The 25196-nt window shown below is 61.0% G+C and carries 20 protein-coding genes; 12 read left to right on the plus strand and 8 right to left on the minus strand.

The window, feature by feature from the left end; all coding sequences use genetic code 11:
• The first annotated feature begins 44 nt into the window (after window positions 1–44).
• Window positions 45–779: a polysaccharide deacetylase family protein gene (locus tag BM413_RS13265; RefSeq protein ID WP_091913816.1), complete on the plus strand. Its 735-nt coding sequence runs from the start codon at window positions 45–47 to the stop codon at window positions 777–779.
• A gap of 142 nt (window positions 780–921) precedes the next feature.
• The gene (locus BM413_RS13270; RefSeq protein ID WP_244537858.1) at window positions 922–1977 is read left to right on the plus strand and encodes a nucleotidyltransferase family protein; all 1056 of its coding nucleotides are present in this window, start codon (window positions 922–924) and stop codon (window positions 1975–1977) included.
• A gap of 4 nt (window positions 1978–1981) precedes the next feature.
• Here the strand turns inward: BM413_RS13270 and BM413_RS13275 are convergent, their stop codons facing one another.
• From BM413_RS13275 to BM413_RS13285, 3 genes are all read right to left on the minus strand, one after another.
• Complete coding sequence (locus BM413_RS13275) at window positions 1982–2368, minus strand: DUF427 domain-containing protein (protein ID WP_091913817.1); 387 nt, start codon at window positions 2366–2368, stop codon at window positions 1982–1984.
• Between the two features lie 30 nt (window positions 2369–2398).
• Window positions 2399–3793 carry an aminotransferase gene (locus tag BM413_RS13280; RefSeq protein ID WP_091913818.1) on the minus strand — a complete coding sequence of 465 codons (1395 nt, stop codon included), beginning with the start codon at window positions 3791–3793 and terminating at the stop codon, window positions 2399–2401.
• A 119-nt stretch (window positions 3794–3912) separates the two neighbouring features.
• Window positions 3913–4269 carry a hypothetical protein gene (locus tag BM413_RS13285; RefSeq protein ID WP_091914060.1) on the minus strand — a complete coding sequence of 119 codons (357 nt, stop codon included), beginning with the start codon at window positions 4267–4269 and terminating at the stop codon, window positions 3913–3915.
• A gap of 329 nt (window positions 4270–4598) precedes the next feature.
• Between BM413_RS13285 and BM413_RS13290 the strand changes: the two genes are divergently transcribed.
• A complete protein-coding gene (locus BM413_RS13290; RefSeq protein ID WP_091913819.1) occupies window positions 4599–6242 on the plus strand; it encodes a long-chain-fatty-acid--CoA ligase in 1644 nt (547 codons plus the stop codon).
• Window positions 6243–6326: 84 nt separating this feature from the next.
• Window positions 6327–7127 carry a DUF1499 domain-containing protein gene (locus tag BM413_RS13295; RefSeq protein ID WP_091913820.1) on the plus strand — a complete coding sequence of 267 codons (801 nt, stop codon included), beginning with the start codon at window positions 6327–6329 and terminating at the stop codon, window positions 7125–7127.
• Window positions 7128–7135: 8 nt separating this feature from the next.
• On the opposite strand, the gene BM413_RS13300 is transcribed toward BM413_RS13295, so the two are convergent.
• Entirely contained in the window at window positions 7136–8041 is a 906-nt protein-coding gene (locus tag BM413_RS13300; RefSeq protein ID WP_091913821.1) for an MBL fold metallo-hydrolase, read from the minus strand.
• Window positions 8042–8157: 116 nt separating this feature from the next.
• Entirely contained in the window at window positions 8158–9426 is a 1269-nt protein-coding gene (locus BM413_RS13305) for an O-antigen ligase family protein (protein ID WP_091913822.1), read from the minus strand.
• Between the two features lie 345 nt (window positions 9427–9771).
• On the opposite strand from BM413_RS13305, the gene cysD reads away from it, so the two are divergent.
• Genes cysD through cysQ form a run of 3 tightly spaced genes read left to right on the plus strand, consistent with a single transcriptional unit; the run spans window position 9772 to window position 13422 of the window.
• Window positions 9772–10677, plus strand: a complete 906-nt coding sequence (gene cysD / locus BM413_RS13310) for a sulfate adenylyltransferase subunit CysD (protein WP_091913823.1) — start codon at window positions 9772–9774, stop codon at window positions 10675–10677.
• A gap of 2 nt (window positions 10678–10679) precedes the next feature.
• The gene (cysN, locus tag BM413_RS13315) at window positions 10680–12617 is read left to right on the plus strand and encodes a sulfate adenylyltransferase subunit CysN (RefSeq protein WP_175544322.1); all 1938 of its coding nucleotides are present in this window, start codon (window positions 10680–10682) and stop codon (window positions 12615–12617) included.
• Window positions 12618–12627: 10 nt separating this feature from the next.
• On the plus strand, window positions 12628–13422 hold the full coding sequence (gene cysQ, locus BM413_RS13320) for a 3'(2'),5'-bisphosphate nucleotidase CysQ (RefSeq protein WP_175544323.1): 795 nt from the start codon (window positions 12628–12630) through the stop codon (window positions 13420–13422).
• A gap of 18 nt (window positions 13423–13440) precedes the next feature.
• Here the strand turns inward: cysQ and BM413_RS13325 are convergent, their stop codons facing one another.
• The 3 genes from BM413_RS13325 to BM413_RS13335 form a co-directional block, all read right to left on the minus strand.
• A complete protein-coding gene (locus BM413_RS13325) occupies window positions 13441–14583 on the minus strand; it encodes a DegT/DnrJ/EryC1/StrS family aminotransferase (protein WP_091913826.1) in 1143 nt (380 codons plus the stop codon).
• 232 nt (window positions 14584–14815) lie between these two features.
• Window positions 14816–15739, minus strand: a complete 924-nt coding sequence (locus BM413_RS13330) for a carbohydrate kinase family protein (protein ID WP_091913827.1) — start codon at window positions 15737–15739, stop codon at window positions 14816–14818.
• A gap of 105 nt (window positions 15740–15844) precedes the next feature.
• On the minus strand, window positions 15845–16996 hold the full coding sequence (locus BM413_RS13335; protein WP_091914062.1) for an ROK family transcriptional regulator: 1152 nt from the start codon (window positions 16994–16996) through the stop codon (window positions 15845–15847).
• A 348-nt stretch (window positions 16997–17344) separates the two neighbouring features.
• Between BM413_RS13335 and BM413_RS13340 the strand changes: the two genes are divergently transcribed.
• The 5 genes from BM413_RS13340 to glgB all read left to right on the plus strand — a co-directional run bounded on the left by BM413_RS13340 (window position 17345) and on the right by glgB (window position 25180).
• Entirely contained in the window at window positions 17345–18322 is a 978-nt protein-coding gene (locus BM413_RS13340) for a sugar ABC transporter substrate-binding protein (protein WP_091914064.1), read from the plus strand.
• Window positions 18323–18480: 158 nt separating this feature from the next.
• Window positions 18481–19545 carry an ABC transporter permease gene (locus BM413_RS13345; RefSeq protein WP_091913828.1) on the plus strand — a complete coding sequence of 355 codons (1065 nt, stop codon included), beginning with the start codon at window positions 18481–18483 and terminating at the stop codon, window positions 19543–19545.
• Between the two features lies 1 nt (window position 19546).
• A complete protein-coding gene (locus BM413_RS13350; protein ID WP_091913829.1) occupies window positions 19547–20329 on the plus strand; it encodes an ATP-binding cassette domain-containing protein in 783 nt (260 codons plus the stop codon).
• Between the two features lie 116 nt (window positions 20330–20445).
• Window positions 20446–22914, plus strand: coding sequence for a glycogen/starch/alpha-glucan phosphorylase (locus BM413_RS13355; RefSeq protein WP_091913830.1), 2469 nt, complete (start codon window positions 20446–20448; stop codon window positions 22912–22914).
• A 49-nt stretch (window positions 22915–22963) separates the two neighbouring features.
• Window positions 22964–25180: a 1,4-alpha-glucan branching protein GlgB gene (gene glgB / locus BM413_RS13360; protein ID WP_091913831.1), complete on the plus strand. Its 2217-nt coding sequence runs from the start codon at window positions 22964–22966 to the stop codon at window positions 25178–25180.
• Window positions 25181–25196: the final 16 nt, after the last annotated feature.

Genomic DNA, 25196 nt, shown 5'->3' on the forward strand with positions numbered 1-25196 from the left:
ATGCAGGCATTGGGATGATGCGATTATTGGCTTGGGTTTTCCGCATGCGCCTTGTTTCAAAGCTCTTTCTCGCCGTAGCACTCTCCGGTTCGGCAGTGGTCGCCAATGCCGCGCCCTTGCTTGAGCCGAGCCTGCATATCAGGCAGGGCGGCGACAGCCCGCGCGTCGCAGTGACATTGGATGCCTGCGGCGGCGCGACCGACAGCCGGATTCTATCCGCGCTGGTCCAGCACAAGATTCCGGCGACGATCTTCGTGACCGGAACCTGGCTGAAGCGCAATGCGCCTTCGCTCGACATCATGCGGGCGCATCCGGAACTGTTCGAGCTCGAAAATCACGGCGGCAGGCATATTCCCGCCGTCGATACGCCGCGCAAGATTTATGGCATCCGCAGCGCCGGCAGCCCCGAAGCGGTGCTGGCCGAGGTCGAGACAGGTGCTGCGGCACTCGCCAAGACCGGCGAGCCGGCGCCGAAATGGTTTCGCGGCGCCACCGCACAATACAGCCCCTCGGCAATCGCGCTGATCCGAAAGGCTGGCTTCAAGATCGCCGGCTATTCCATCAACGGCGACGGCGGCTCGCTGCTCGGCGCGCGCGAGACGGCAAGGCGCGTCTCGGCTGCCAAGGATGGCGATGTCATCATTGCCCACATCAACCAGCCGACCCACGCCGCCGGCGAGGGGCTGGTGAAAGGTCTGTTGGCGCTGAAGGACAAGGGCTACACCTTCGTGCGGCTGGATGACGTCGATGGCGACGGGACCGACGATACGACGAATTGAGCGGTTGAGGCTCTATCACGCACTTTCCAACATGCTTCTGCGTTATCCCCGGTTTGCAAATTGGGTATAACCAGATTGAATTGCGCCAGCTTATGGGTTATACCCGTTTTGCAAAATGGGTATAACCAAGGGCGAAGCTGTAATGACCCGCCAGTTGGACATGGTCTACACCACCATGAGCGCCGAGCTTCTCGACCGCGCGCTCGATGCTCAGTTCGATCTCGATTTTGACGAAGCCGGTACCTTCAAGAAGCGCACGGTCAAGGACCGCGACTACTGGTATTACAAGCCGTCCGAGCGCGGGCAGACCGAAGCGGTGCGGGAAAAATATGTCGGCCCGGCCGACGATCCCGAAATTGCCAGCCGGGTCGCCCGGTTCCGGCAGATCAAGGACGACTATCAGGCACGGCGCAAGATCGTCGCGACGCTGGTTCGCGAGGCGCGGCTGTTTCGGCCTGAGCAGCGTGTTGGCGATGTGGTCGAAGCGCTGTGGAAGGCTGGGCTTTTTCGCGTGCGGGCCTGTCTTGTCGGCACTATTGCCTATCAGACCTACGGAACGGTTATCGGCTGCAGGCTGGCAGACACTGCGATGCAGACCGGCGATATCGATATCGCGCAGTTTCACTCGATCTCCGTGGCTGTGGACGATTCCATTCCGCCGATCCTCGATGTCCTGAAAAGTGTGGACGACAAGTTTCGGCCTGTTCCGCAACTGGGCGACGAGCATGGCGCGGCAAAATTCCAGGCTTCGGGCGGCTTGCGGGTGGAATTCCTGACACCCAACCGCGGCAGTGACGATCATCTCGGCAAGCCCGCAAAATTGCCGGCACTAGGTGGCGCGACCGCCGAGCCGCTTCGCTTTCTGGATTTCTTGATCCACCAGCCCGTCAGGACGGTGATGCTTCACAAGGGCGGCATTCCGATATTCGTGCCTGATCCTGCCCGTTATGCGGTCCACAAGCTGATTGTCTCAGCGCGGCGGCGGCAGGACAACGGCAAGGACCTCAAGGATTTGAGACAGGCGCAAAATCTCGCTCTTGCCCTGTCCGAAACAGGCCGTCTCGAAGACCTGCGCGACGCCTACGACGAAGCCCTCTCACGCGGGCCGCAATGGCGCGAGGCGATCGCGAAGTCGCTTGATCGCCTCACTGCGCTGGGCGTGAATGCTTTCGATGCGCTGAAACCGGCGAATAGGTGAACACCTACCCCGGCTCTGCCACGATCCTCACCCTGTCGGGATAGAACGCGCCATGGTCCTTGATCTCGGCTGTCTCGTCGAAGGGCTGCTCATAACCCCATAGGGCGTTTTTTCCGGCGTCTCCGGCCGCAGGGATGCTCCAGTAGGAGGCATCGCCCTTGTAGGGGCAGTGGGTGGAATGGTCGGTTTTTTCCAGACGGCTGAAATCGATGTCCGCGAAAGGAATGTAGTAGGCAGCCGGGTAGGGCGGCTCCGTCAGCAGAAGCGCCTTGCTTGACGAGGCGATTTGCTGATCGCCGGCAAAGACTTTGACGGTGCCCCTGTAAGGCTCGACCGTGATCTGCTTGGCCGGGTTCTTGGCGAAGCCGGGGGAGGGATTGGCGATAGTCATCGGGAATGCTCCATTATCTGCCATGCCTCTTCATGTAGTTCTCAAGCCTTCCTTTGAAACCCATGCCTCGGCCTGATCGAGACCTTTTTCGAAGCGGTCGAAAAGTTCGTTCAGTTCCGCCTCGGTAATGATCATCGGCGGGCAGATGGCGATCGTGTCGCCGATAGCGCGCAGGATGGCGCCGTTCTGCTCGATCAGCCGGGAGGCCTCGGGCCCAACGCCCTGCTTGGGATCGAAGGATCGCTTGGTTTTCTTGTCGGCCACCAGTTCCGCGCCGCCGACAAGGCCGCAGAAACGCGTTTGGCCGACAAGCGGATGGTCCGCCAGCTTCTTCAGCCGCTGCTCGAACAGCGGCATCAGGGTGCGGACATGGCTGAGAATATCGCGCTTCTGGTAGATTTCGATGGCCTTCACACCCAGCGCGCAGCTCAGCGGATGGCCGCCATAGGTGAAGCCGTGGGCGAAGCTGCCGAGTGTGGCGCTGTGGTCGACATAGGACTGGTAGATGTCTTCCGGCACCATGACGGCGCCCAGTGGCGCATAGGCAGCGGTGAGCTGCTTGGCCGCGGAAATCGTCTTCGGCTTCATGTTGAGCGTCTGCGAACCCCACCAGTTGCCGGTGCGGCCAAAGCCGGTGATGACCTCGTCGGCGATCAGGATGATGTCATGCTCGTCCAGCACCGCCTGGATCGCCTCGAAATAACCCTTCGGCGGAACGATGACGCCACCGGCGCCCATGACAGGCTCGGCAATCATCGCCGCGATCGTGTCCGGCCCTTCGCGCTCGATGAGGTCGCGCAGCGACTTTGCCGTGCGGGCAACGAAGTCACCCTCGCTCTCGCCGTCTGCGCCGAACCGGTAGTAATGCGGGCAATCGGTATGCAGCACGCGGTCGACGGGCAGGTCCCAGCCATTGTGGTTGCCAGGCAGGCCGGTCAGCGATGCCGCCATGACGGTCACGCCGTGATAGGCTTTGACGCGCGAAATGATCTTCTTCTTGTTGGGCCGGCCAAGCGCATTGTTCATGTACCAGGCGAGTTTCACCTGCGTGTCGTTGGCCTCCGAGCCGGAAGAGGTGAAAAACACTTTCGAGATTGGAACCGGAGCGATTTCCTTAAGCTTTTCAGCAAGTTCGACGACGGGTTCGCTGCTTTTGGCGCCGAATATGTGATAGAAGGGCAGGGCGCGCATCTGCGCTGTCGCCGCCTCTATCATCTCCTCGTCGCCGAAGCCGAGGCCCGCGCACCACAGCCCGGACATGCCCTCGATATAGCCGCGGCCTTGCGTGTCGTAGACATAGATGCCTTCGCCGCGCTCCATCACCACCGCGCCCATCGTCTTCAGCTTGTGGATCGGCGTATAGGGATGAAGCAGGGCTTCGACGTCACGGGTCTGGAAATTAGTGAGGGGGGTCTGACCGAGCATGCGCGGCTCCTTTAAGCGAACTAGGCTCAGGCTAGTCGCTTGGAACGCAACACGCAAAACTCTTCGCCTCTTGGGTCAAACGGTTGAGGTCGATGGCCTACCGCAAGACCCCGAAGCAATCACGCAGCCGTGGCGAACGCGTCGGCCAGGCCGGCATAGGCGGCGGCAATGCCGGCTATGGGGCTTTTGCTCTTGGCCGCCGTCTCGACGCGTAGCTGACCGCCATTGAGCGGCATGGTCATCACGAGAAACTGCCGCTTCTCGCCATCGCCGACAAAAGCGGCAGCGGCGTGATGCGGTTCATTTCCTTCATCGACCCGCATCTTGAACAGGAGCGTGCCATTGACGGCGTCGAGGGCGCCGCGGATCACGGTCTCGAAATCCTGTTCGGATATGGGTTTACCTTTTGCGGGCAGCTCCGTGGCGTTCTCCGACACGACGTTTACAAGCTTCTCTGCTACAGGTTGCTTGGACATGCGAAACCTCATCGTATTTCGCCAGTTTCACCCCACCGCCAAGAAGGATCAGCGGTTACAATGGCCGGATTGTGACGAAAACGCTACCGGCAATGTTAGCAAATCATCTTGGCTGTACTTGAGGTCTTACGCATAAGCCCAAAGATCGAATTCGAATTCTGGACGAGATTCTAAGCAAATTCAAAGCGTTAGGGTGTCCTTTGGGTGTCCAGCAATATGCGCGGTACTCTAGGCAATTCGGCTAAGAGCGCTGGCCTAACGCGAGGTCACCACTGGACAATCCGACAGTTCCTTCCACAATGGCCCAAACAACAATGGGAGGGATTGGAATGCTTGGATTGATGCAGGAATGGCCGCTGCTCTGCCACAAGTTACTCGATCATGCCGGCATCCAGCACCCGCGCCGCGAGGTCGTTTCACGCTCCATCGAAGGGCCGATCGTTCGCACGACATTTTCCGATATCCGCACCCGCGCGCTCAAGGTCGCCCAGCGACTGGAACGTGACGGCTATGGCGTGGGCGACCGCATCGCCACGCTGGCCTGGAACACGGCGCGCCACATCGAGGCGTGGTACGGCATCATGGGCGTCGGCGCAGTTTATCACACGCTCAACCCGCGCCTTTTCCCCGAACAGATCGTCTGGATCATGAACCACGCCGAGGACAAGGCGATATTCGTCGACCTGACGTTCCTGCCGCTGGTCGAAAAGATCGCCGCAGCCGTGCCGTCGCTCAAGCAGGTCATCGTTCTGACCGACAAGGCGCATATGCCCCAGACCGCCTTGCCCAACGTGGTCGCCTACGAGGAGTGGTTGGCCGAGGCCGATGGAGATTTCCAATGGAAAAGCCTCGATGAAGGTGCGGCTGCCGGCATGTGCTACACCTCCGGCACAACGGGCGAGCCGAAGGGCGTGGTCTACAGCCACCGCTCCAATGTGCTGCACGCCATGATGGCCGCCATGCCCGACGCCATGGGCATCGCGTCGAAGGATGTGATCCTTCCGGTCGTGCCGATGTTCCACGCCAATGCCTGGGGGCTTGGCCAGAGCGCACCGATGATCGGCGCAAAGCTGGTCATGCCCGGCGGCAAGATGGACGGCGCTTCGATCTACGAACTGCTCGACACCGAGAAGGTGACCTTCACCGCTGCCGTGCCGACGGTCTGGCTGATGCTGCTTCAATATCTGGAGGAAACCGGCAAGAAGCTACCTTACCTGAAGAAGGTCGTCATTGGCGGTTCGGCCTGCCCGCGCGCCATGACCAAGAAATTCCAGGAAAACTATGACGTCGAGGTGATCCATGCCTGGGGCATGACCGAGATGTCGCCGCTCGGCAGCCTGTGCACGATGAAGCCGGAATATGCGGACCTTGAAGGCGATGAAAAGCTGAACATCGAGGAAAAACAGGGCCATGCGCCCTTCGGCGTCGAGATGAAGGTGACCGACGACGAAGACAAGTCGCTTCCCTGGAACGGCAAAACCTTCGGCCGCCTCAAGGTGCGCGGTCCGGCTGTGGCTGCGGCCTACTATGGCGGTGCCGGTAAGGAACAATTCGACGAGGAGGGCTGGTTCGACACAGGCGACGTCGCCCATATCGACGCCAACGGCTATATGCAGATCACCGACCGGGCCAAGGACGTCATCAAGTCCGGCGGCGAATGGATTTCCACCATCGACCTCGAAAATCTCGCGGTCGGGCATCCGGATGTTGCCGAGGCGGCGGTCATCGGCGTGCGTCATTCCAAGTGGGACGAACGGCCATTGCTGGTGATCGTGCGCAAGCCCGGCAAGGAGCCGGAAAAGTCCGACATCCTTGGCTTCATGGACGGCAAGGTCGCTAAGTGGTGGATGCCCGACGATGTCGCTTTCGTCGACGAGATACCGCATACGGCAACCGGCAAGATCCAGAAAACGACGCTTCGCAAGCAGTTCAGCGAGTACCGGCTTCCTACAGATACGGAGGCAGTCGGGTAGACCCAAGCTGAATATGCGAGGCTTCTACGGCGCTACGAAACGCTTTATTGAAGCGCCAATGGAATCGACCTGCGGCGCAAGCACATGAGAGCATATCTGGAACGACGGACGGCAAGGACCGCCGGCTGGTCGCGGTGGCTGGCGAGCTTCTCGGCGGTGCTGTTCATCGTCGCCGGCCTTGCGCACCGTTACGGCCTGCTGGAAACGCCGGTCTTTCTGGTGGTCCTGGTGCTTGTGGCTGCGCTTGCGATTTGCGCGCTGGCTTTCGCGGCCTTTGCCTTTTCGCGGGTGTGGAACAATGGCGATCTGGGCGGTGGCGACCTCACCTGGGGGACGATCGTCGCGCTGGTGGTGCTGGTGCCATATCTGGTCATCGGCTATCGCGGGGTCATCTACCCGCAACTCAACGACATTTCCACCGATCTGGACGAGCCGCCGGCGCTGACGCTGGCAGCTAAAGCGCGCGCCGCCGACATGGATGCCATCACGCCTTTCACGCCTGAACGCCGAAAGCTTCAGACGGACAAATACCCGGATGTCACGGGCCGGCGCTATGAACTGCCCTTCGACCGCACGCTTGAGGCGGTGGAAGCCGTGGTTGCGCAGGAAGGCTGGAAACGGGAGGGCCCGAAGCCTGATGCGGAAGGGCAGAGCGAGGTTACGGTGGAGGCGCTGGCCTTCACCACCATCCTTGCCTTCCCCATCGATGTTGCCGTCAGGCTGATCGATGAAGGCGACACCACCTATGTCGATATGCGTTCGGCATCGCGCTACGGCAAGCACGATTTCGGCGATAATGCCGCCCGTATCACTGCATTTTTCGAAGCGCTCGATACCGAGGTTGCGACACTTTCGGGAACTGTTCCGGTCGTGCCCGCCCCATAGAAGGTAGCTCAGGCCGGCGCGAAAATGGCGTCGATTGAGGGTTCGTTCTCGGTAACCGCGGCGCCGCGCGCGACAAGATCCTCGAGATGAGCCAGCACCGAGAGGCCGGCTGCCCCATGCAGGCGCGGGTCCGTGTCGCGATAGATTGCAGCGACGAGATCGGGAATCGAGCGGTCTCCAGACCTCAGCCGCTCGAGGATCGCGCGCTCACGCATTTTCCTATGTGCTTTCAGCCCGCGCATGAAGGGTTGCGGCTTAGTCACTGGCCCGCCGTGACCGGGCAGAAGCAGGCGATCATCGCGCGCCAAAAGCTTGTCGAGCGAAGCCATGTAGTCCGTCATCGCTCCATCCGGCGGCGCGACGATGGTGGTTGCCCAGGCCATGACATGATCGGCGGAAAACAGGATGCCGGTTCCCTCCAGCGAGAAGGCGGCATGGTTGGCTGCATGGCCCGGCGTCAGAACCGTGCCGATGCGCCAGCCGTCACCTTCGACGATGTCGCCGTCGCGCAAAACAAGATCAGGCTTGAAGTCTATATCGCCACTGGCGTCGAGCGGATTGATTTCGCCGATCCGCAATGGGCGCGCGGCACGATGCGGCCCTTCCCCAGCCGTCGTCGCACCGGTTTCGCGGGCAAGGCGTGCCGCCAGCGGAGAATGGTCTCGATGGGTGTGGCTGACGAAGATGTGGCTGACGGGGCGACCGGAAATTGCCCTGATCAGAGCATCGTAATGGGCATCGTTTTCGGGACCAGGATCGATGACGGCCAGCGTGTCCTGCCCGATGATGTAGCTGTTCGTGCCGTAAAAGGTGAAGGCGCTAGGATTGTTGACGGTCAGCCGCGCTACTCCCGGAGCAATCTCCACCGGCTGTCCGTAATGAGGCTCGAACTTGGTATCGAAACGCATGGCCATCGATCTGCTTTCCCGGCGGCGGTGTAAAACCGTCAAAACTGTCTGCCGCTTAGCACGTCAGGCAATATACGCAAACCCGAACGAATTTCGGTCGGCTGACCTCAAAGCCTGGCAGTTCAGGCGGGTTTCCTGGCGGCGATCGGGTCAGATGCCTGCACCATCGATGTCCCGGCGGCGAGATATGTTCCGGTGATCAGAAACACCACCATCATCGTATCCAGAATATCGTGACCCAGGATGATGTTGGTCAGGCCGGAGATCATGTAGGTGACGACCAGTATGACGAGCACGGTCGCACCAAATCTTTCGACCTCGTCGCGACTGTCCCGGAAACATCGAACAGCGGTGGCCGTGGCTGCAGCGAATATTGCCAGCAGTGTGAGCAGGCCGATCAATCCGGCTTCGACGGTGACGGTTGCGAAGCCGTTGTGAAAATGTGTGAAGGTGAAATCGAGACCGTACTGATCCCGCAGCCCGGTGGTTATCAACTTGCGCGTCGATCCCATCCCGTAACCGATGAACGGGCGTTGCTGGACCAGATCAAGCGCCATTTCCCAGAGTGAAAGCCGCACGCCGAGCGACGTTTCCTGCTGGGAATTCACGGTCAGCTTGTCCCAGTCGGCGGCGACCCTGCCCATCCGGTCCATGACGGTCGGGGCGCCTGCGGCAGCGATCGCCACGAAAATCGCGACGATGATTACGGCATTTCTCGGCGAGATGTATCGCGAAAGGGTCCGCCGATAGATCCAGAGGATGGCAACCGTTACCACGAAACTGCTGATCCACAGGGCACGGCTTCCGGAAAAAATCAGGCCGATCCATGAAGCTGCAAATGCGCCGGCCAAAGGAAGCGTAAGTTTCTTTTCCTGAAGGAAAAAGATGCCGGCAAGCGAGACCGCGCCGGTGAGGCCAATCACCGTGGCGAAAACGATCGGGTTTCCTGCTCCGCCCCAGGCCCGTTCACCCAGGTAGTAATACTGAAACGCGGCGACCACGAGCCCCGCATAACACGCGACCATGCTGGCCAGCACGGTGGTGCGGGCAACGTCTACCTTGTTCGAAATGCTCCACAGGGAATAGGAAAATGGAAAGAGAAGAAGGGTTGCGAGGCGCAGCAGGTGCCGCGTATCGCCAAATGTCTCACTGTTCCAGAGAGTGGAGACGGTAATGACGAGACAATAGGCGAAAAGCACAATCGCCATCACCCACATGGCCCTGTCGCGGCTGAACTTGCGCCGGCCCGTCACGATCTCGAACAGGCACCACAAAGCACCGCCGTGCCAGATGAAGCTGACCGCCGAGCCGGCAGCCGGAGGTGTGGCAAAGCAAAGGAATGTGAAGAGCTTGTTGACGGATCGGTAGTTCAGGAGATCTTTCGAAAACACGAAGCTGTTCCGGTATCGAGAATTGAGCCGCAGCCCGAGCGTTTCGTGACAGTTTTACTCACATCTGCCGTCTTGCATATCAACTGCCATGAGGCCGGCGACAGCGCAATGCAATTCCCAGTCTTCACCTGCGGCCTATTTGCGTATCCATGCCTTGGGGCAGGTTGATTTCGGGTAAGAGAACAGGATTCCAACAGGCCGCCCGAATGCGCACGTTCCAATCGCGTGTGCGGGCAAATTTGGTAGCGTTCTCCTTGAGCGCAAGGCGTTTTGTGAGAAAATTCCACCAAATTCAGAATATTGCCGTCGCAGGCTTCGCGAGCGGACAAATTTCAAAGGCCTCCGATGCTTGCCAAGCTATCCCACCTCGATCGGCTCGAAGCCGAAGCGATCCATATATTCCGCGAGGTGGCGGCGACCTTCACCAAGCCGGTCATGCTCTACTCCGTCGGCAAGGATTCGTCGGTGCTGCTGCATCTGGCGATGAAGGCGTTTTATCCGGCCAAGCCGCCGTTTCCCTTCCTGCATGTCGACACCACCTGGAAGTTCCGCGAAATGATCGAGTTTCGCGATTCCATGGCTGAGAAGCTGGGCTTCGACCTTCTCGTCCATATCAATGAAGACGGTGTCCGCGACGGCATCAACCCGTTCGACCATGGCTCGAACACGCATACCCATGTGATGAAGACGGTGGGCCTGCGCCAGGCGCTCGACAAATACGGTTTCGATGCGGCCTTCGGCGGTGCGCGTCGCGACGAGGAAAAGTCGCGCGCCAAGGAGCGCATTTTCTCGTTCCGCAATGCGAGCCATGCCTGGGACCCGAAGAACCAGCGCCCGGAGATGTGGAAAATCTTCAACACGCGCGTCGCAGCGGGAGAATCGATCCGCGTCTTCCCGCTGTCGAACTGGACCGAACTCGATATCTGGCAATATATTTTGCAGGAAGATATCCCCATCGTGCCGCTGTATTTCGCCAAGGAACGCCCGGTCGTCGAGCGCGACGGCATGCTCATCCTGCGTGACGATGATCGCATGAAGCTGCGGCCCGGCGAGAAGGTCGAGAATCGTCTCGTCCGCTTCCGCACCCTTGGCTGCTATCCGCTGACCGGCGCGATCGAATCCAATGCCGACGATCTCGACGGCATCGTCAGCGAAATGCTGATCGCCCGCACGTCCGAACGTCAAGGCCGCCTGATCGACCGAGACGAAGCCGGTTCGATGGAAAAGAAGAAGCGCGAAGGGTATTTTTGAGTATGCGCCACATCATGGCCGAAAATCTCGTCGCGACAGACACGGTGCGCGAATACCTGGCAAGCCAGGAACAGAAGTCATTGCTGCGATTCCTAACCTGCGGATCGGTCGATGACGGCAAGTCGACGCTGATCGGCCGCCTGCTTTCCGACACCAAGCAGATTTTCGAGGATCAGCTCGCGACGCTGGAGCGCGACTCGCGCAAGCACGGCACGACCGGTGACGATATCGACTTCGCGCTGCTGGTCGACGGGCTGGAAGCCGAGCGCGAGCAGGGCATCACCATCGATGTTGCCTACCGCTTCTTCGCCACGCCCAAGCGCAAGTTCATCGTTGCCGACACGCCGGGTCATGAGCAGTACACGCGCAATATGGCGACTGGCGCCTCCACCGCCGACCTCGCCATCGTGCTGATCGATGCGCGTCAGGGCGTTCTGCGCCAGACGCGCCGCCATTCCATCATCGCCTCGCTGCTCGGCATTCGTCACATCGTGCTGGCGGTCAACAAGATCGATCTGGTCGGCTTTGACCGCAAGGTGTTCGAGCGGATCGTGGCCGAGTATTCGGAGTTCGCCAAGGATCTCGGTTTCGAGAGCATCGCACCTATCCCGATGTCGGCACGCTATGGCGACAACGTCACGCGGCGCTCCGAGAAGCTGGGCTGGTATGCCGGACCGACGCTGGTCGAGCATCTTGAAACCGTGGACGTCGATCGCGCTGCGATTGAGAAGCCGTTCCGCTTTCCGGTGCAATATGTGAACCGCCCGAATCTGGATTTCCGTGGCTTTGCCGGCACTGTCGCCTCCGGTTCGATCGCGCAGGGTGACGAGATTGTTGTCGCCAAGTCCGGCAAGTTCTCCAAGGTCAAGCGCATCGTCGCAAGCGGTGGCGACCTGAAGCAGGCCGTCGAAGGCCAGGCGGTTACCATCGTTCTGGAGGATGAGGTCGAGGTTTCGCGCGGCAATCTTCTGGTCGCACCGGGTGCGCGTCCGCAGGTGGCCGATCAGTTCACTGCAAACATCGTCTGGTTTGACGAGCAGGCGCTACTGCCGGGACGTTCCTACATCCTGCGCACCGAGACGGATCAGGCCAACGCCACCGTCACCGATTTGAAATACCGCTTGAACGTCAATGACTTCGCGCATGAGGCGGCGAAGTCGCTCGAGATGAACGAGGTCGGCGTCTGTAATATTTCGGCCCAGTCGCCGCTGGCTTTCGACACCTTTGCCGAGAACCGCACCACTGGTGCATTCATCCTGATCGACCGGCTGACCAACGCGACCGTCGGCGCCGGTATGATCCTGCACACGCTGCGCCGCGCCGATAATATCCACTGGCAGTCGCTGGATGTGACGAAGCATTCCCGCGCTGCCGCCAAGCATCAGAAGCCGACTGTGCTGTGGTTCACCGGCCTGTCAGGCTCCGGCAAATCGACCATTGCAAACCTGCTCGAAAAGAAGCTGCACGCCACCGGCCGCCACACCTACATCCTCGACGGCGACAATGTTCGTCATGGGCTCAATCGCGATCTCGGCTTCACCGAGGCCGATCGCGTCGAGAACATCCGCCGCGTGGCGGAAGTGGCGAAGCTGATGGCCGACGCCGGTCTGGTCGTGCTGGTGTCCTTCATCTCGCCGTTCCGTGCCGAGCGCCAACTGGCGCGCGAACTGCTGGAGGAGGGTGAATTCGTCGAGGTGTTCGTCGACACGCCATTCGAGGAATGCGCCAGCCGCGATCCGAAAGGGCTCTATGCACGCGCGTTGAACGGCGAGATCAAGAACTTCACCGGTGTCGATTCGCCATACGAAGCACCGGAAAAGCCGGAAATCCACTTGCAAACGCTCGGCAGAACGCCTGAAGAGATGGTAGATGTACTCGAAGGCTGGCTGAGTGAGCGTGACATTGCAGATCAACAATACGACGACGGCGGCGGTATCTGACGACGAAGCGATCCTAGCTGTCTTCGAGCGGCTGGCGCTGGATGCCGGCCGGGTCATCATGGAAGTCTTCCATTCGAAGATGTCCGTCGAAGAGAAGGCGGACTGCTCGCCCGTCACCGAGGCCGACCGCGCTGCCGAAAAGCTGATTCTCGAAGGGCTGCGCGCCGAATTTCCCGACATTCCCTGTGTTGCCGAGGAAGAGGCCTCCGAGGGCATCGAGGCGCCTGCTCTGGGACGTGCCTTCTTCCTGATCGATCCGCTCGACGGGACGAAGGAATTCGTCAAAGGCAATGCCGATTTCACCGTCAACATAGCCCTGATACGCGGTGACGTGCCGGAGATCGGCGTGGTCTACGCGCCGTGCAGCGGGCGGTTCTTTTCAGGCCGGCCGGGCAGGGCCGAAACGATTGCCGTCGGCGATGACCTGACGATCGCCGGCCGCCGTAAGATCGCCGTGCGGGACGGGCAGATGCCATTGACCATCGTCGCCAGCCGTTCGCACCGGACGCCGGAGACCGACGCATTCATCCGCAAGATCGAGGCAGCGGAGATCGTCTCGGTCGGCTCGTCGTTAAAGTTTTGCCTGTTGGCCGCGGGCGAGGCGGATGTCTATCCGCGCTTCAGCCGCACCATGGAATGGGACACTGCGGCTGGCGACGCCATCCTGCGTGCCGCCGGCGGCACCACCAAGACCACCGACGGCAAGCCGCTGATCTATGGCAAGCGCAACCAGGCGCATGATGCCGATTTCGCCAACCCGTCCTTCATCGCGACGGGCCGGGTTTCCGGCGCGCCACTATTCTGAACGCGCCGGCGGGCCGGATTACTCGGCCGCGTGCTGTGCCGATTTCGAGGCGATGAAATCGCTGATCGTGCTGATGATGCGGTCCTGATCTTCAGCCGACAGATAGGCGTGCATCGGCAGGCACAGGATGCGCGTGGGCAGCGCTTCCGACACCGGCAGGCCGCCGGGGGCAACTGGATAATCCCTGTAAGCCACCTGCTGATGCAGCGGCTTCACGTAATAGATCACCGACGGAATGCCCTTTTCCTGCAGATGCGCTTTCAGCGCGTCGCGGTGCGGGGTCTCGATGGCGTATTGCGCCCAGGCCGAGCGGTGGCCTTGCGGGACGTGGGCGACCTTAACGACATTGTGCAGGCCATCACGATAGCGCTGGGCGACCTTCTGGCGGGCAATCATCTCGTCTTCGAGGATGGCCAGCTTCTCGATCAGGATCGCCGCCTGCAGTGTGTCGAGGCGCGAATTCAAGCCGACATGGACGTTGTCATACTGGGTCTCGCCCTTGCCGTGGAAGGCGAAGGAGCGCAGGCGCGCGGCAAACTCGTCGTCATTGGTGAACATCGCGCCGCCGTCGCCATAGCAGCCGAGCGGCTTGGCGGGGTAGAAGCTGGTCGAGGCGACCTTGCCGAAGGAAGCGCACATCTTGCCGTCGATTGAGCCGCCGATGGCCTGGGCGGCGTCTTCGATCACCAGCAGGTTCTCGCGCTCGGCGATCTCGGCGATTGCCGCGTAATCGGCGCCAAGCCCGAACAGATCGACCGGGATGATGGCGCGCGGCTTGAGACGGCCTTCAGCCTTGATCATGGCGATTGCAGCTTCAAGGCTGGCAATGTCGATGTTGTAGGTCTCGGCATCGACATCGATGAACACCGGTTCGGCCTTTGCCAGTGCTACGACTTCGGCCGTGGCGGCGAAGGTGAAGCTCGGCACGAACACTGCGTCGCCGGGGCCAATACCGGAGGCGAGCAGGGGAAGAAGCAGCGCGTCGGTGCCATTGGCGCAGGCGACAACGTTCTTCACGCCGACGTAAGCCGCAAGCTTCTGCTCGAATTCGGTGACCTGCGGTCCGAGGATATATTTGCCCTCATCGACGACACGGTCGATGGCGGCGTCCAGACGGTCGCGGATTCTGTCGCGCTGCGCGCCGAGATCGATGAATTGCATAGGTGCTCCGAAGTCCTGTTTTTCGGGATATAGGGCGGCTGATAGCAGAGTTGAACCGGGCGAGAAAGATTGGCTCGCGCATGGCTGCCCGGCGGACGGTGCAGGCTCGTTACCGGCGGCAACGAATTTTGCCGACAAAGTGACCGGAAATGAGGCAGCAATTGCCGTTCGGCAGGCTTGAGCCGGGCTCTTTTACGCTAAGGCGAAATATAATGTGATCGGACCCGCAGGCCTATTCGATCTCATGCCGCCAGGGTGGGTTCGCGCCTGCACGGGAAACCGTAATCGCCGCAGCTTTGGAGCCAAGCGTCAACGCCTCGTGAATTGCGGTGTCCGAAAGCTCTTCCAACCCGTCCTTGGTCAGCACGCCTTGATCATGGAGCGAGGCAAGGATGCCGGCGTTGAAAGTGTCGCCGGCCCCGACCGTATCGACCACAGTGACGCGGTTCGGCTTCACCGAAACGGTGTGGCGCTTGGTGTAGCCGGTCGCGCCTTCGGCTCCGCGCGTCACCACGATGAGCTTCGGGCCGCTTTGCAGCCAGTCGTGGATAAGGTCCTCCTGCGGTCCTTCATGCCCGAACCACGAAAGATCTTCGTCGGACAGCTTAACGATATCAGCCATCGCCATCATGCGGCGGATACGGTCGAGATGCTTTTCCTTGTCGGGAATGAAGCCGGGGCGGATGTTGGGGTCGAGCATCGTCACGCGGCGATCGTGCTCGCGGCGCATCAGCGCCTCGTAGGCGGAACCGGAAGGCTCGGGTATCAGGCTGATCGCGCCGAACAGCATGGCGTCTATATCGTCTTCAAATACCGGAAGATCGGCCTCCGTCAGCATCCGGCCGGCGGTGTTCTCGTCATAGAAGGTGTAGGTGGCGTGGCCGTCGGCGAGACGGACGAAGGCAAGCGTTGTCGGGCGCGAAGAGACGTCGGCATAGCGCGAGCCGACATTGCTCGATGCCAGTACGTCGCGGATCTGCTGGCCGAAAAGGTCCGACGACAGGCCCGAGAAGAATTCGACCGGAACGCCAAGCCGCCCGAGTGCGATGGCCGAGTTGAAGACGGCGCCGCCGGCATAGGGCGCGAAGGACGGCTCGCCGGCCGTGCTTTCACGCGGCAGCATGTCGATCAGGGCTTCGCCGCAACACAGGATCATGCTCGTTTTCTCGCTTGTCAGTAAAAGAAGTGGTTATGGCCGAGAGCGCCGGAATAAGCCCGGTGCGCATCAACCGCAAGATGGGGGAGGCGGGGTGGCATCTCGTCACGCGCCCTTCGATGAAGTGGTGGCTGCGCCGACGAGAAAGCGCTCGGAAAGCGGCAGGCTGGCGCCGCCAAGCGCGCGGGCGTTGATGCCCACCGTTCCCTCGCGGATATCGGGAACCTGCAAGCCCTCGACATTGATCTCGGAAAGCGCCTGCCTGACCGCATCGACCAGCCGCTTCCTGACCGCAGTCGGCATCCAGCCGTCGATCACCGCGGCCTCGAAATCGATGACGGCGGAAGACGAGACGATCGTATAGGCCAGCGCATCGGCGGCGCTGGCGATCCACTGGTCGAGCTCGGCGCCGATATCGCCCCAGTCATTGGGCGATGTCCACAGGAAGGAAGCATCGACATCGCGCGCAAGCAGCGCCTTCTCAAGTATGGCGATGGACGCGACATTGATGAGCTGGGTGGCACGGCCGCCGGGGTTGGGAATAGGCATCGAGCCCAGAGCGCCGGCATTGCCCGTGCGCCCGCCATAGAGCGCGCCGTTGAGGACGATACCGCCGCCGGCGAAGGCTCCGATGTAGAAATAGATGAAATCTCGAAGGCCACCTGTATGCCCGAACACCAGTTCCGCGCCGCAGGCCGATGTCGCATCGTTCTGCAGATAGACCGGAAAGCCGCATTGCGCCTGGATTTCGGCACGGATGTCGCAGCGGCGCCATTCGTCCATGATCTCGCGCGGCGCGCCGGCGGTGTCGGCCCAGTTCCACAATTCGAAAGGCATGGCGATGCCGAGGCCGGCGACTCGCCGGTCCTGCTTGGGGTCAAGACTTGCGCGCATCTCGGCAATGCCTGTCATGGCGAACTGCACTGTCTCGCGCGGAGCCGGATAACGGTAGGAGTGCTGGCGCATCGACCGGATATTGCCGAGAAAGTCGATCAGCACCAGTTCGGCGCTGCGCCGCCCGATTTTCAGCCCGAGAAAATATGCGCCCTCCGGGTTCAGTGCCATCGGGATAGAGGGCTGACCGATCTTGCCGCGAATGGGTTCCTGCCGCAGCAGTAGCCCGTCCTCTTCCAGTTCGCGCATGATTACCGACACGGTCTGCGCCGACAGTCGCGTCATGCGGGCAATGTCGGTTTTGGCGAGGCTGCCATGCTGGCGCACGAGCGAAAGCACCAGCCGCTCGTTGTGATCGCGCATGCCGCTCTGGTTCGTGCCGCGATGAAAATGGCTGTCAGCCAAAAGGGGCGAATTGCGCCCGGGGTCGCCAGTCTCCACCCATCTTCCTCCCGTCATTCCTGATGTCTTTTTGCAGAAACAATGCGCAAGGCAAGGCCCTTTTGTCAATAATAAATAAGAGTGATTTAATTATTGACAGATCGGTTTGGCTGATGTTTTCTAGCGGCAGATGATCGGGGCGGGACAAGGTGCCTCGGCGTCTGTGTGACGATGTCCAAACGGCATTGGTTTGTTCTTACTGGGAGGAATACCGTGACCAAGATCGCATTCTTGAAGTCGACCGTTTTCGGCGCTGCCGCTGCCGCGCTCATGACTTTCGCAGCACCTGCGTCGGCCGCCGACGTAAGCGCCTGCCTGATCACCAAGACCGACACCAACCCATTCTTCGTCAAGATGAAGGAAGGCGCCACGGCCAAGGCCAAGGAACTGGGTGTCAATCTGAAAAGCTACGCCGGCAAGATCGACGGCGACTCCGAAAGCCAGGTTGCGGCGATCGAAAGCTGCATCGCCGACGGCGCCAAGGGCATCCTGATTGCAGCGTCCGATACCGCAGGCATCGTGCCCTCGGTCAAGAAAGCCCGCGATGCCGGACTGCTGGTGATCGCGCTCGACACGCCGCTGGACCCGCTCGATGCCGCCGACGCCACATTCGCCACGGACAATCTCGAGGCTGGAAAGCTGATCGGCGCCTGGGCTGCAGCGACACTCGGCGACAAAGCCAAGGATGCCAAGATCGGCTTCCTCGACCTGACGCCTTCGCAGCCCTCCGTCGACGTGCTTCGCGACCAGGGCTTCATGATCGGCTTCGGTATCGACCCGAAAGACCCGGCCAAGATCGGCGATGAGGACGATGCGCGCATCGTCGGCCACGACGTGACCAACGGCAATGAAGAGGGTGGCCGCAAGGCGATGGAAAACCTTCTCCAGAAGGACCCGTCGATCAACGTCATCCACACGATCAACGAACCTGCCGCAGTCGGCGCCTATCAGGCGCTCAAGGCTGTCGGCATGGAAGGCAATGTCCTGATCGTCTCCGTCGATGGCGGCTGCCCGGGCGTGAAGTCCGTGGCCGAAGGCGTGATCGGAGCCACATCGCAGCAATATCCGTTGCAGATGGCTGCACTCGGCATCGAGGCGATCGCCAACTTCGCCAAGGATGGCACCAAGCCCAAGCCCACCGAGGGCAAGGAATTCTTCGACACAGGCGTCAATCTGGTGACCGACAAGCCCGCCGAGGGCGTCAAGTCGATCGATACGAAAGAAGGCACGGCCAAGTGCTGGGGCTGATTGCGGCCTGAACCTTTCTTTGGATACCGGCCGGGACTTGATCACCGGCCGGATTGGGCGGACGATGGGAGCGCCGAGCGCGCTCCCTAATCCGGCGCAGACCGATGCGCGCTCAGCGAAAACTCCTGCGCATTTCTTGACGCAGGTGGGAGGAACAAATGGCTCAAGCCCAGGAATTCGAAAAGGTTCTCTCGAGCAGCGACACCAATGTCGCCTCTTTCGAGGATCATGGCGTTTCGGTGCTGAAGCGCATCCAGCACTTTCTGCATTCGACCCCGGCGGCTGTGCCGCTGATCGTTCTCATCCTGTCCGTAGCCATTTTCGGCATCGCGATAGGCGGACGCTTCTTTTCATCCTACACGCTCACGCTCATCCTCCAGCAGATCGCTATCGTCGGCATATTGGGCGCCGCGCAGACACTGGTGATCCTGACTGCCGGCATCGATCTCTCGATCGGCGTCATCATGGTTTTCTCCGCCGTGGTCATGGGCAATTGCGCCGTGACCTACGGCCTTCCGACGCCGCTTGCGGTTGCGATCGGCCTCGGCGTGGGTATGCTTTGCGGCCTGCTGAATGGCGCGCTCGTCGCGTATATGAAACTGCCGCCCTTCATCGTCACGCTCGGCACCTGGAACATCGTGATGGCCACGAATTTCATCTATTCGGCCAATCAGACGATCCGGGACGCGGACGTGGCAGCGCAGGCGCCGCTGCTTCACCTTTTTGGCGTCAACTTCAAAGTCGGGACCGCGGTTTTGACACTTGGCGTGATCGCGATGGTGGTTCTGGTGCTGGTGCTTTGGTACGTGCTGAACCACACGGCGTGGGGACGGCATGTCTATGCGGTCGGCGATGATCCGGAGGCGGCGAAGCTTTCGGGCATCCAGACCAAGAAGGTTCTGATGGCGGTCTATGCGCTGGCCGGCTTGATCGCTGCCTTTGCCGCCTGGGTCTCCATCGGCCGCAACGGCTCCATATCGCCGTCAGCTGCAGTCACCGACTACAATCTGCAGGCAATCACCGCGACGGTTATCGGCGGCATCTCGCTGTTCGGCGGACGCGGCTCAATCCTCGGCACGCTGTTCGGCGCGATGATCGTCGGCGTCGTGTCCATGGGTCTCAATATGCTCGGCGCGGACCCGCAATGGAAAGTCCTGCTGACCGGCATGCTGATTATCGGCGCTGTCGGCATCGATCAATGGATCAGGAAGGTTTCGGGTTAACATGGCCACTCAACCGCTTCTCACCGCCCGCGGACTGGTCAAGCGCTATGGCCGCGTGACCGCGCTAAACCAAGCCGATTTCGACCTCTATCCCGGCGAGATTCTTGCCGTGATCGGCGATAACGGCGCCGGCAAATCCTCGTTGATCAAGGCGATATCCGGTGCCGTGAATCCCGACGAAGGCGAGATCCGGCTCGAAGGCAAGCCCATCGCCTTCAAGTCGCCGATGGAGGCGCGTGATGCCGGCATCGAGACCGTCTATCAGAACCTTGCGCTTTCGCCGGCCCTGTCGATTGCCGACAACATGTTTCTGGGTCGCGAAATCCGCAAGCCGGGTTTCATGGGCCAGTGGCTGCGCATGCTCGATCGCCCGGCGATGGAAAAGCGCGCCCGCGACAAGCTGACGGAACTCGGCCTGATGACGATCCAGAATATCGGCCAGGCGGTGGAAACGCTCTCCGGCGGTCAGCGCCAGGGCGTGGCCGTGGCCCGTGCGGCGGCCTTCGGCTCCAAGGTCATCATCCTGGATGAACCGACGGCAGCGCTTGGCGTCAAGGAATCGCGGCGCGTGCTGGAACTCATTCTTGACGTGAAGCGGCGCGGTATTCCGATCGTCCTGATCTCGCACAACATGCCGCATGTCTTCGAGGTTGCCGACCGCATCCACATTCACCGGCTTGGCCGTCGTCTCTGCGTCATCGATCCCAAGGATTATACGATGTCGGATGCGGTTGCCTTCATGACGGGGGCAAAAGCCCCGCCGGAAGAAGCGCTGGCTGCGTAAAATCCGCGCGGCGCTTTGAATCGATTGAAAATCCTGACGGATCGACTAGATTGATTGCGGGAGGATGCTGGGACCCTGCCGTAAAGACGGGCTACCGATAACGCTCTAGAGGCGATATGACGCTTGCATCCACATCCGAGCTCCCACGGCCAATTTTGGAAAATTCCGACCCCAAGGCCCTTGCCGCAGAGATTCTGAAAGCCCTGCGATACAGGGTCGGCAAGGACGAGTCGGTCGCAACCCAATTCGATTGGCTGACCGCTTCCATTCTGGTGGTGCGCGACCGCATCATCGACCAATGGGTCAAGGCGACCAAGGAAGCCTATGACGAAGGCGCCAAGCGCGTCTACTACCTGTCGCTCGAGTTCCTGATCGGCAGGCTTATGCGCGACGCCTTCACCAATCTCGGCATGATGGAGAGCATGCGCGACGCGCTTGGCTCGCTGGGTGTCGAACTCGTTGTCATCTCCGCGTTGGAGCCTGACGCAGCACTCGGCAATGGCGGCCTTGGCCGGCTTGCAGCCTGCTTCATGGAGAGCATGGCGACAGTGGACGTGCCCGCGCACGGCTATGGCATCCGCTATGTCAACGGCATGTTCCGCCAGGAAATCCACGACGGCTGGCAGGTCGAACTGCCTGAAACCTGGCTCGACCACGGCAATCCCTGGGAATTCGAGCGCCGGGAGCGTTCTTTCGAGGTCGGTTTCGGCGGGGCGGTCGAGTCCATCACCACAAAGGATGGACGGTTGGAGCGCCACGTCTGGCGCCCGCAGGAGCGTATTCTGGCTGTCGCCTACGACACGCCTGTGGTCGGCTGGCGCGGAAACCGCGTCAATACGCTGAGGCTCTGGTCTGGCATGCCGGTCGATCCGATCCTGCTCGACACATTCAACGCCGGCGACCATATCGGCGCACTGCGCGAGAGCAACAAGGCGGATGCGCTGTCGCGCGTGCTTTACCCTGCGGATTCCAGCCCGGCCGGCCAGGAACTACGGCTGCGGCAGGAGTATTTCTTCTCCACCGCCTCGCTGCAGGACATCATCCAGCGCCATCTCAGCCAGTATGGCGAGCTGCATTCGCTGCCCGACAAGGCGGCGATCCATCTCAACGATACGCATCCGGCGGTCGCCGTGGCGGAACTGCTGCGGCTTCTGATGGATGTTCACGGCATCGATTTCGACGCCGCCTGGGACATCACCAAGCGCACCTTCGCCTACACAAACCACACGCTGCTGCCCGAGGCGCTGGAAAGCTGGCCGGTGCCGCTGTTTGAACGCCTGCTGCCGCGCCACATGCAGATCGTCTACGCGATCAACGCGCAGATCCTGCTGGAAGCGCGGGCGAAAGCGGATTTCGACGGCGAGCAGATCAGCCGCATCTCGCTGATCGAGGAGAATGGCGAGCGCCGCGTGCGCATGGGCAATCTCGCCTTCGCCGGCTCGCATTCGATCAACGGCGTGTCGGCGCTTCATACCGAATTGATGAAGGAGACGGTGTTCGCCGACCTTCACCAGCTCTACCCGGACCGTATCAACAACAAGACCAACGGCATCACGCCGCGCCGCTGGCTCATCCAGTGCAATCCGGGGCTGACGGGGCTGATACGCGAGGCGATCGGCGACAGGTTCCTCGACGATATCAACGCGTTGAAGGACCTCGACGCGCTGGCCGACGACGCTGCATTCCGCGAAAAATTCGCCGGCGTGAAGCGCGCCAACAAGGAGCGCCTGGCTTCTCTGGTGCTGGAACGGCAGGGGATAAAGGTCGATCCCTCTGCCATGTTCGATATCCAGATCAAGCGCATCCACGAATACAAGCGCCAGCTTCTGAACATCATCGAGGCGGTGGCGCTCTATGACCAGATCCGCTCGCATCCCGAACGGGACTGGATGCCGCGCGTAAAGTTCTTCGGCGGCAAGGCTGCACCCAGCTACCACAACGCCAAGCTGATCATCAAACTGGCCAATGACGTTGCCAAGGTCATCAACCGCGATCCGGCGGTCGGCGGGCTGCTGAAGATCGTGTTCGTGCCGAACTACAATGTCAGCACGGCCGAGATCATGATGCCGGCCGCCGACCTTTCCGAGCAGATTTCCACGGCCGGCATGGAAGCCTCGGGCACAGGCAACATGAAGTTCGCGCTGAATGGCGCGCTGACCATCGGCACGCTCGACGGCGCCAATGTCGAAATCAAGGAACAGGTCGGCGACGACAACATCTTCATCTTCGGCCTGACCACCGAGCAGGTCGCTGAGCGCCGCGCTGAAGGCTACAATCCGCGTGCAGTGATCGAAGCCTCGCCCGAACTGTCGCAGGCGCTCGCCGCGATCTCGTCCGGCGTGTTTTCACCTGACGATCCCAACCGCTACCGCGAGCTGATGTCGGGGCTCTACGAGCATGACTGGTTCATGGTCGCCGCCGATTTCGACGCCTATGCGGCAGCGCAGCGGCAGGTCGATGCCGTCTGGCGCAACAGCCCGGAATGGCACGCCAAGGCAATCCACAATGTCGCGCGGATGGGCTGGTTCTCGTCCGACCGCACCATTCGCCAATATGCCAATGAAATCTGGAACGTGCCTGCATGATGTGATTGCATGAAGCTGCCGGAAGAGCAGTGGGAGGGAACCTGAGAACATGAACAAGCCGCGCGCCAAAGCCGCGACGAATAAGCTGCCCGATACTGCCTCGGACAGTGATGTCGCGGCGATCGTGGCGGGCACTCATGGCAATCCCTTCGCCGTTCTCGGCATCCAGGAAGCAGAAAAGGGTTTTGTCGCCCGCTGCTTCGTGCCGCATGCCGAATTCGTCGCTGCCTTCACGCTGGCCGGCAAGGAGGTTGGCGAGCTGACACGCCGGCACGATGGCGGCTTCTTCGAAGGCAAGCTTTCCATCCGCAAGCGCCAGCCGCTGAAGTACCGCGCCCGCAATGCCGGCGGCGAGTGGTGGCTGACCGATCCCTACACATTCGGCCCGGTGCTGGGGCCGATGGATGATTATTTCATCGCCGAGGGCTCGCATCTCAGGCTTTTCGACAAGCTCGGCGCGCATCTTCTGTGGCACGAAGGGGCGTCGGGCGTGCATTTCGCGGTCTGGGCGCCCAATGCCCGGCGCGTCTCGGTTGTCGGCGATTTCAACGAATGGGATGGCCGCCGCCATGCCATGCGGCTTCGCCAGGACATCGGCATCTGGGAAATTTTCATTCCCGATATCGAGGCCGGGCGTTCCTACAAGTTCGAGATCATCGGCCCGAAGGGAGAGAACCTGCCGCTGAAGGCCGATCCGTTCGCCTTCCGCTCGGAATTGCGCCCCGCGACGGCTTCGGTCACCGCTGCGCCGCTCGCCCATGAATGGGGCGATGAAGCGCACAGGAAGCACTGGCGAAATGTAGATCCGCGCCGCGAGCCGATCTCGATCTACGAAGTCCACGCCGGCTCGTGGCAGCGCCGCGACGACGGTTCTTTCCTGTCATGGGACGAGCTTGCCGACCGCCTGATCCCCTATGTCGTCGACACCGGTTTTACCCATATCGAATTCATGCCGATCACCGAGCATCCCTACGATCCTTCATGGGGATACCAGACAACCGGGCTTTATGCGCCGACTGCACGCTTCGGTGACCCCGAAGGCTTTGCCCGCTTTGTCGATGGCGCGCATCGCGCCGGCGTCGGCGTCATCCTCGACTGGGTGCCGGCGCATTTTCCGGTTGATGCCCATGGGCTGGCGCATTTCGATGGCACGGCGCTCTATGAGCACGCCGATCCGCGCAAAGGCTTTCACCCGGACTGGAACACGGCGATCTACAATTTCGGTCGCCGCGAGGTCGTGTCCTACTTGGTCAACAACGCGCTGTTCTGGGCCGAAAAATACCATCTCGACGGGCTGCGCGTCGATGCGGTGGCGTCGATGCTCTACCTCGACTATTCGCGCAAGGCCGGCGAATGGATACCCAACGAGCGTGGCGGGCGGGAGAATCTGGAGGCCGTCAGCTTCCTTCAGAAAATGAACATCGCGGTCTATGGCACGCATCCCGGCGTCATTACCATCGCCGAGGAATCGACCTCCTGGCCGAAGGTTTCGCAGCCGGTGCATGAAGGCGGGCTTGGCTTCGGCTTCAAATGGAACATGGGCTTCATGAACGATACGCTGGAGTATCTTGCCAAGGAGCCGATCTACCGCAAACACCACCACGGCGAGATCACCTTCGGGCTGGTCTATGCCTTCAGCGAGAATTTCGTGCTGCCGCTGTCGCATGACGAAGTCGTGCACGGCAAAGGCACGCTGCTGACCAAGATGGCCGGCGACGACTGGCAGAAATTCGCGACCTTGCGCGCCTACTACGCCTTCATGTGGGGCTACCCCGGCAAGAAGCTGTTGTTCATGGGGCAGGAGTTCGCCCAGCGCGACGAATGGAGCGAGGAACGCCAGCTCGACTGGCACCTGCTCGACCATCTTCCGCATCGCCGCGTGCGCCAGCTCATCCGCGACCTCAACTATCTCTACCGCTCGCGGCCCGCTTTGCATGCGCGCGACTGCGAGCCGGAAGGCTTTTCCTGGCTGATTGCCGACGACAGCGCTAATTCAGTCTTCGCCTGGCTGCGCAACGCACCCGGCGGCGCGCCGATCGCCGTCATCACCAATTTCACGCCGGTTGCGCGCGACGATTACCGCGTGCCGTTGCCGACGGCAGGCAAGTGGCGCGAGGTGATGAACACCGACGCATCCGATTATGGCGGTTCGGGCAAAGGCAATGGCGGCCTGGTCGAGGCCGTTGCCGGCAAGGACGGTGCCGTTCACGCCACGATGCTTCTGCCGCCGCTGGCGACAGTTATGCTTGAGCTTGTTTTAGACTAGTGACTTGGGAGGGTTG

This window comes from Mesorhizobium sp. YR577 (assembly GCF_900116595.1).
Classification (GTDB): domain Bacteria; phylum Pseudomonadota; class Alphaproteobacteria; order Rhizobiales; family Rhizobiaceae; genus Mesorhizobium_M.

Coding starts and splice junctions, on each gene's coding strand:
- BM413_RS13270 (WP_244537858.1), top strand. CDS start 922: ATGACCCGCCAGTTGGACATGGTCTACACCACCATGAGCGCCGAGCTT.
- BM413_RS13295 (WP_091913820.1), top strand. CDS start 6,327: ATGAGAGCATATCTGGAACGACGGACGGCAAGGACCGCCGGCTGGTCG.
- BM413_RS13335 (WP_091914062.1), bottom strand. CDS start 16,996: ATGCGCGATCACAACGAGCGGCTGGTGCTTTCGCTCGTGCGCCAGCAT.
- cysD (WP_091913823.1), top strand. CDS start 9,772: ATGCTTGCCAAGCTATCCCACCTCGATCGGCTCGAAGCCGAAGCGATC.
- BM413_RS13265 (WP_091913816.1), top strand. CDS start 45: ATGCGCCTTGTTTCAAAGCTCTTTCTCGCCGTAGCACTCTCCGGTTCG.
- BM413_RS13330 (WP_091913827.1), bottom strand. CDS start 15,739: ATGATCCTGTGTTGCGGCGAAGCCCTGATCGACATGCTGCCGCGTGAA.
- BM413_RS13340 (WP_091914064.1), top strand. CDS start 17,345: ATGACTTTCGCAGCACCTGCGTCGGCCGCCGACGTAAGCGCCTGCCTG.
- BM413_RS13300 (WP_091913821.1), bottom strand. CDS start 8,041: ATGGCCATGCGTTTCGATACCAAGTTCGAGCCTCATTACGGACAGCCG.
- BM413_RS13285 (WP_091914060.1), bottom strand. CDS start 4,269: ATGTCCAAGCAACCTGTAGCAGAGAAGCTTGTAAACGTCGTGTCGGAG.
- cysN (WP_175544322.1), top strand. CDS start 10,680: ATGCGCCACATCATGGCCGAAAATCTCGTCGCGACAGACACGGTGCGC.
- BM413_RS13280 (WP_091913818.1), bottom strand. CDS start 3,793: ATGCTCGGTCAGACCCCCCTCACTAATTTCCAGACCCGTGACGTCGAA.
- glgB (WP_091913831.1), top strand. CDS start 22,964: ATGAACAAGCCGCGCGCCAAAGCCGCGACGAATAAGCTGCCCGATACT.
- BM413_RS13275 (WP_091913817.1), bottom strand. CDS start 2,368: ATGACTATCGCCAATCCCTCCCCCGGCTTCGCCAAGAACCCGGCCAAG.
- BM413_RS13350 (WP_091913829.1), top strand. CDS start 19,547: ATGGCCACTCAACCGCTTCTCACCGCCCGCGGACTGGTCAAGCGCTAT.
- BM413_RS13355 (WP_091913830.1), top strand. CDS start 20,446: ATGACGCTTGCATCCACATCCGAGCTCCCACGGCCAATTTTGGAAAAT.
- BM413_RS13290 (WP_091913819.1), top strand. CDS start 4,599: ATGCTTGGATTGATGCAGGAATGGCCGCTGCTCTGCCACAAGTTACTC.
- BM413_RS13345 (WP_091913828.1), top strand. CDS start 18,481: ATGGCTCAAGCCCAGGAATTCGAAAAGGTTCTCTCGAGCAGCGACACC.
- BM413_RS13325 (WP_091913826.1), bottom strand. CDS start 14,583: ATGCAATTCATCGATCTCGGCGCGCAGCGCGACAGAATCCGCGACCGT.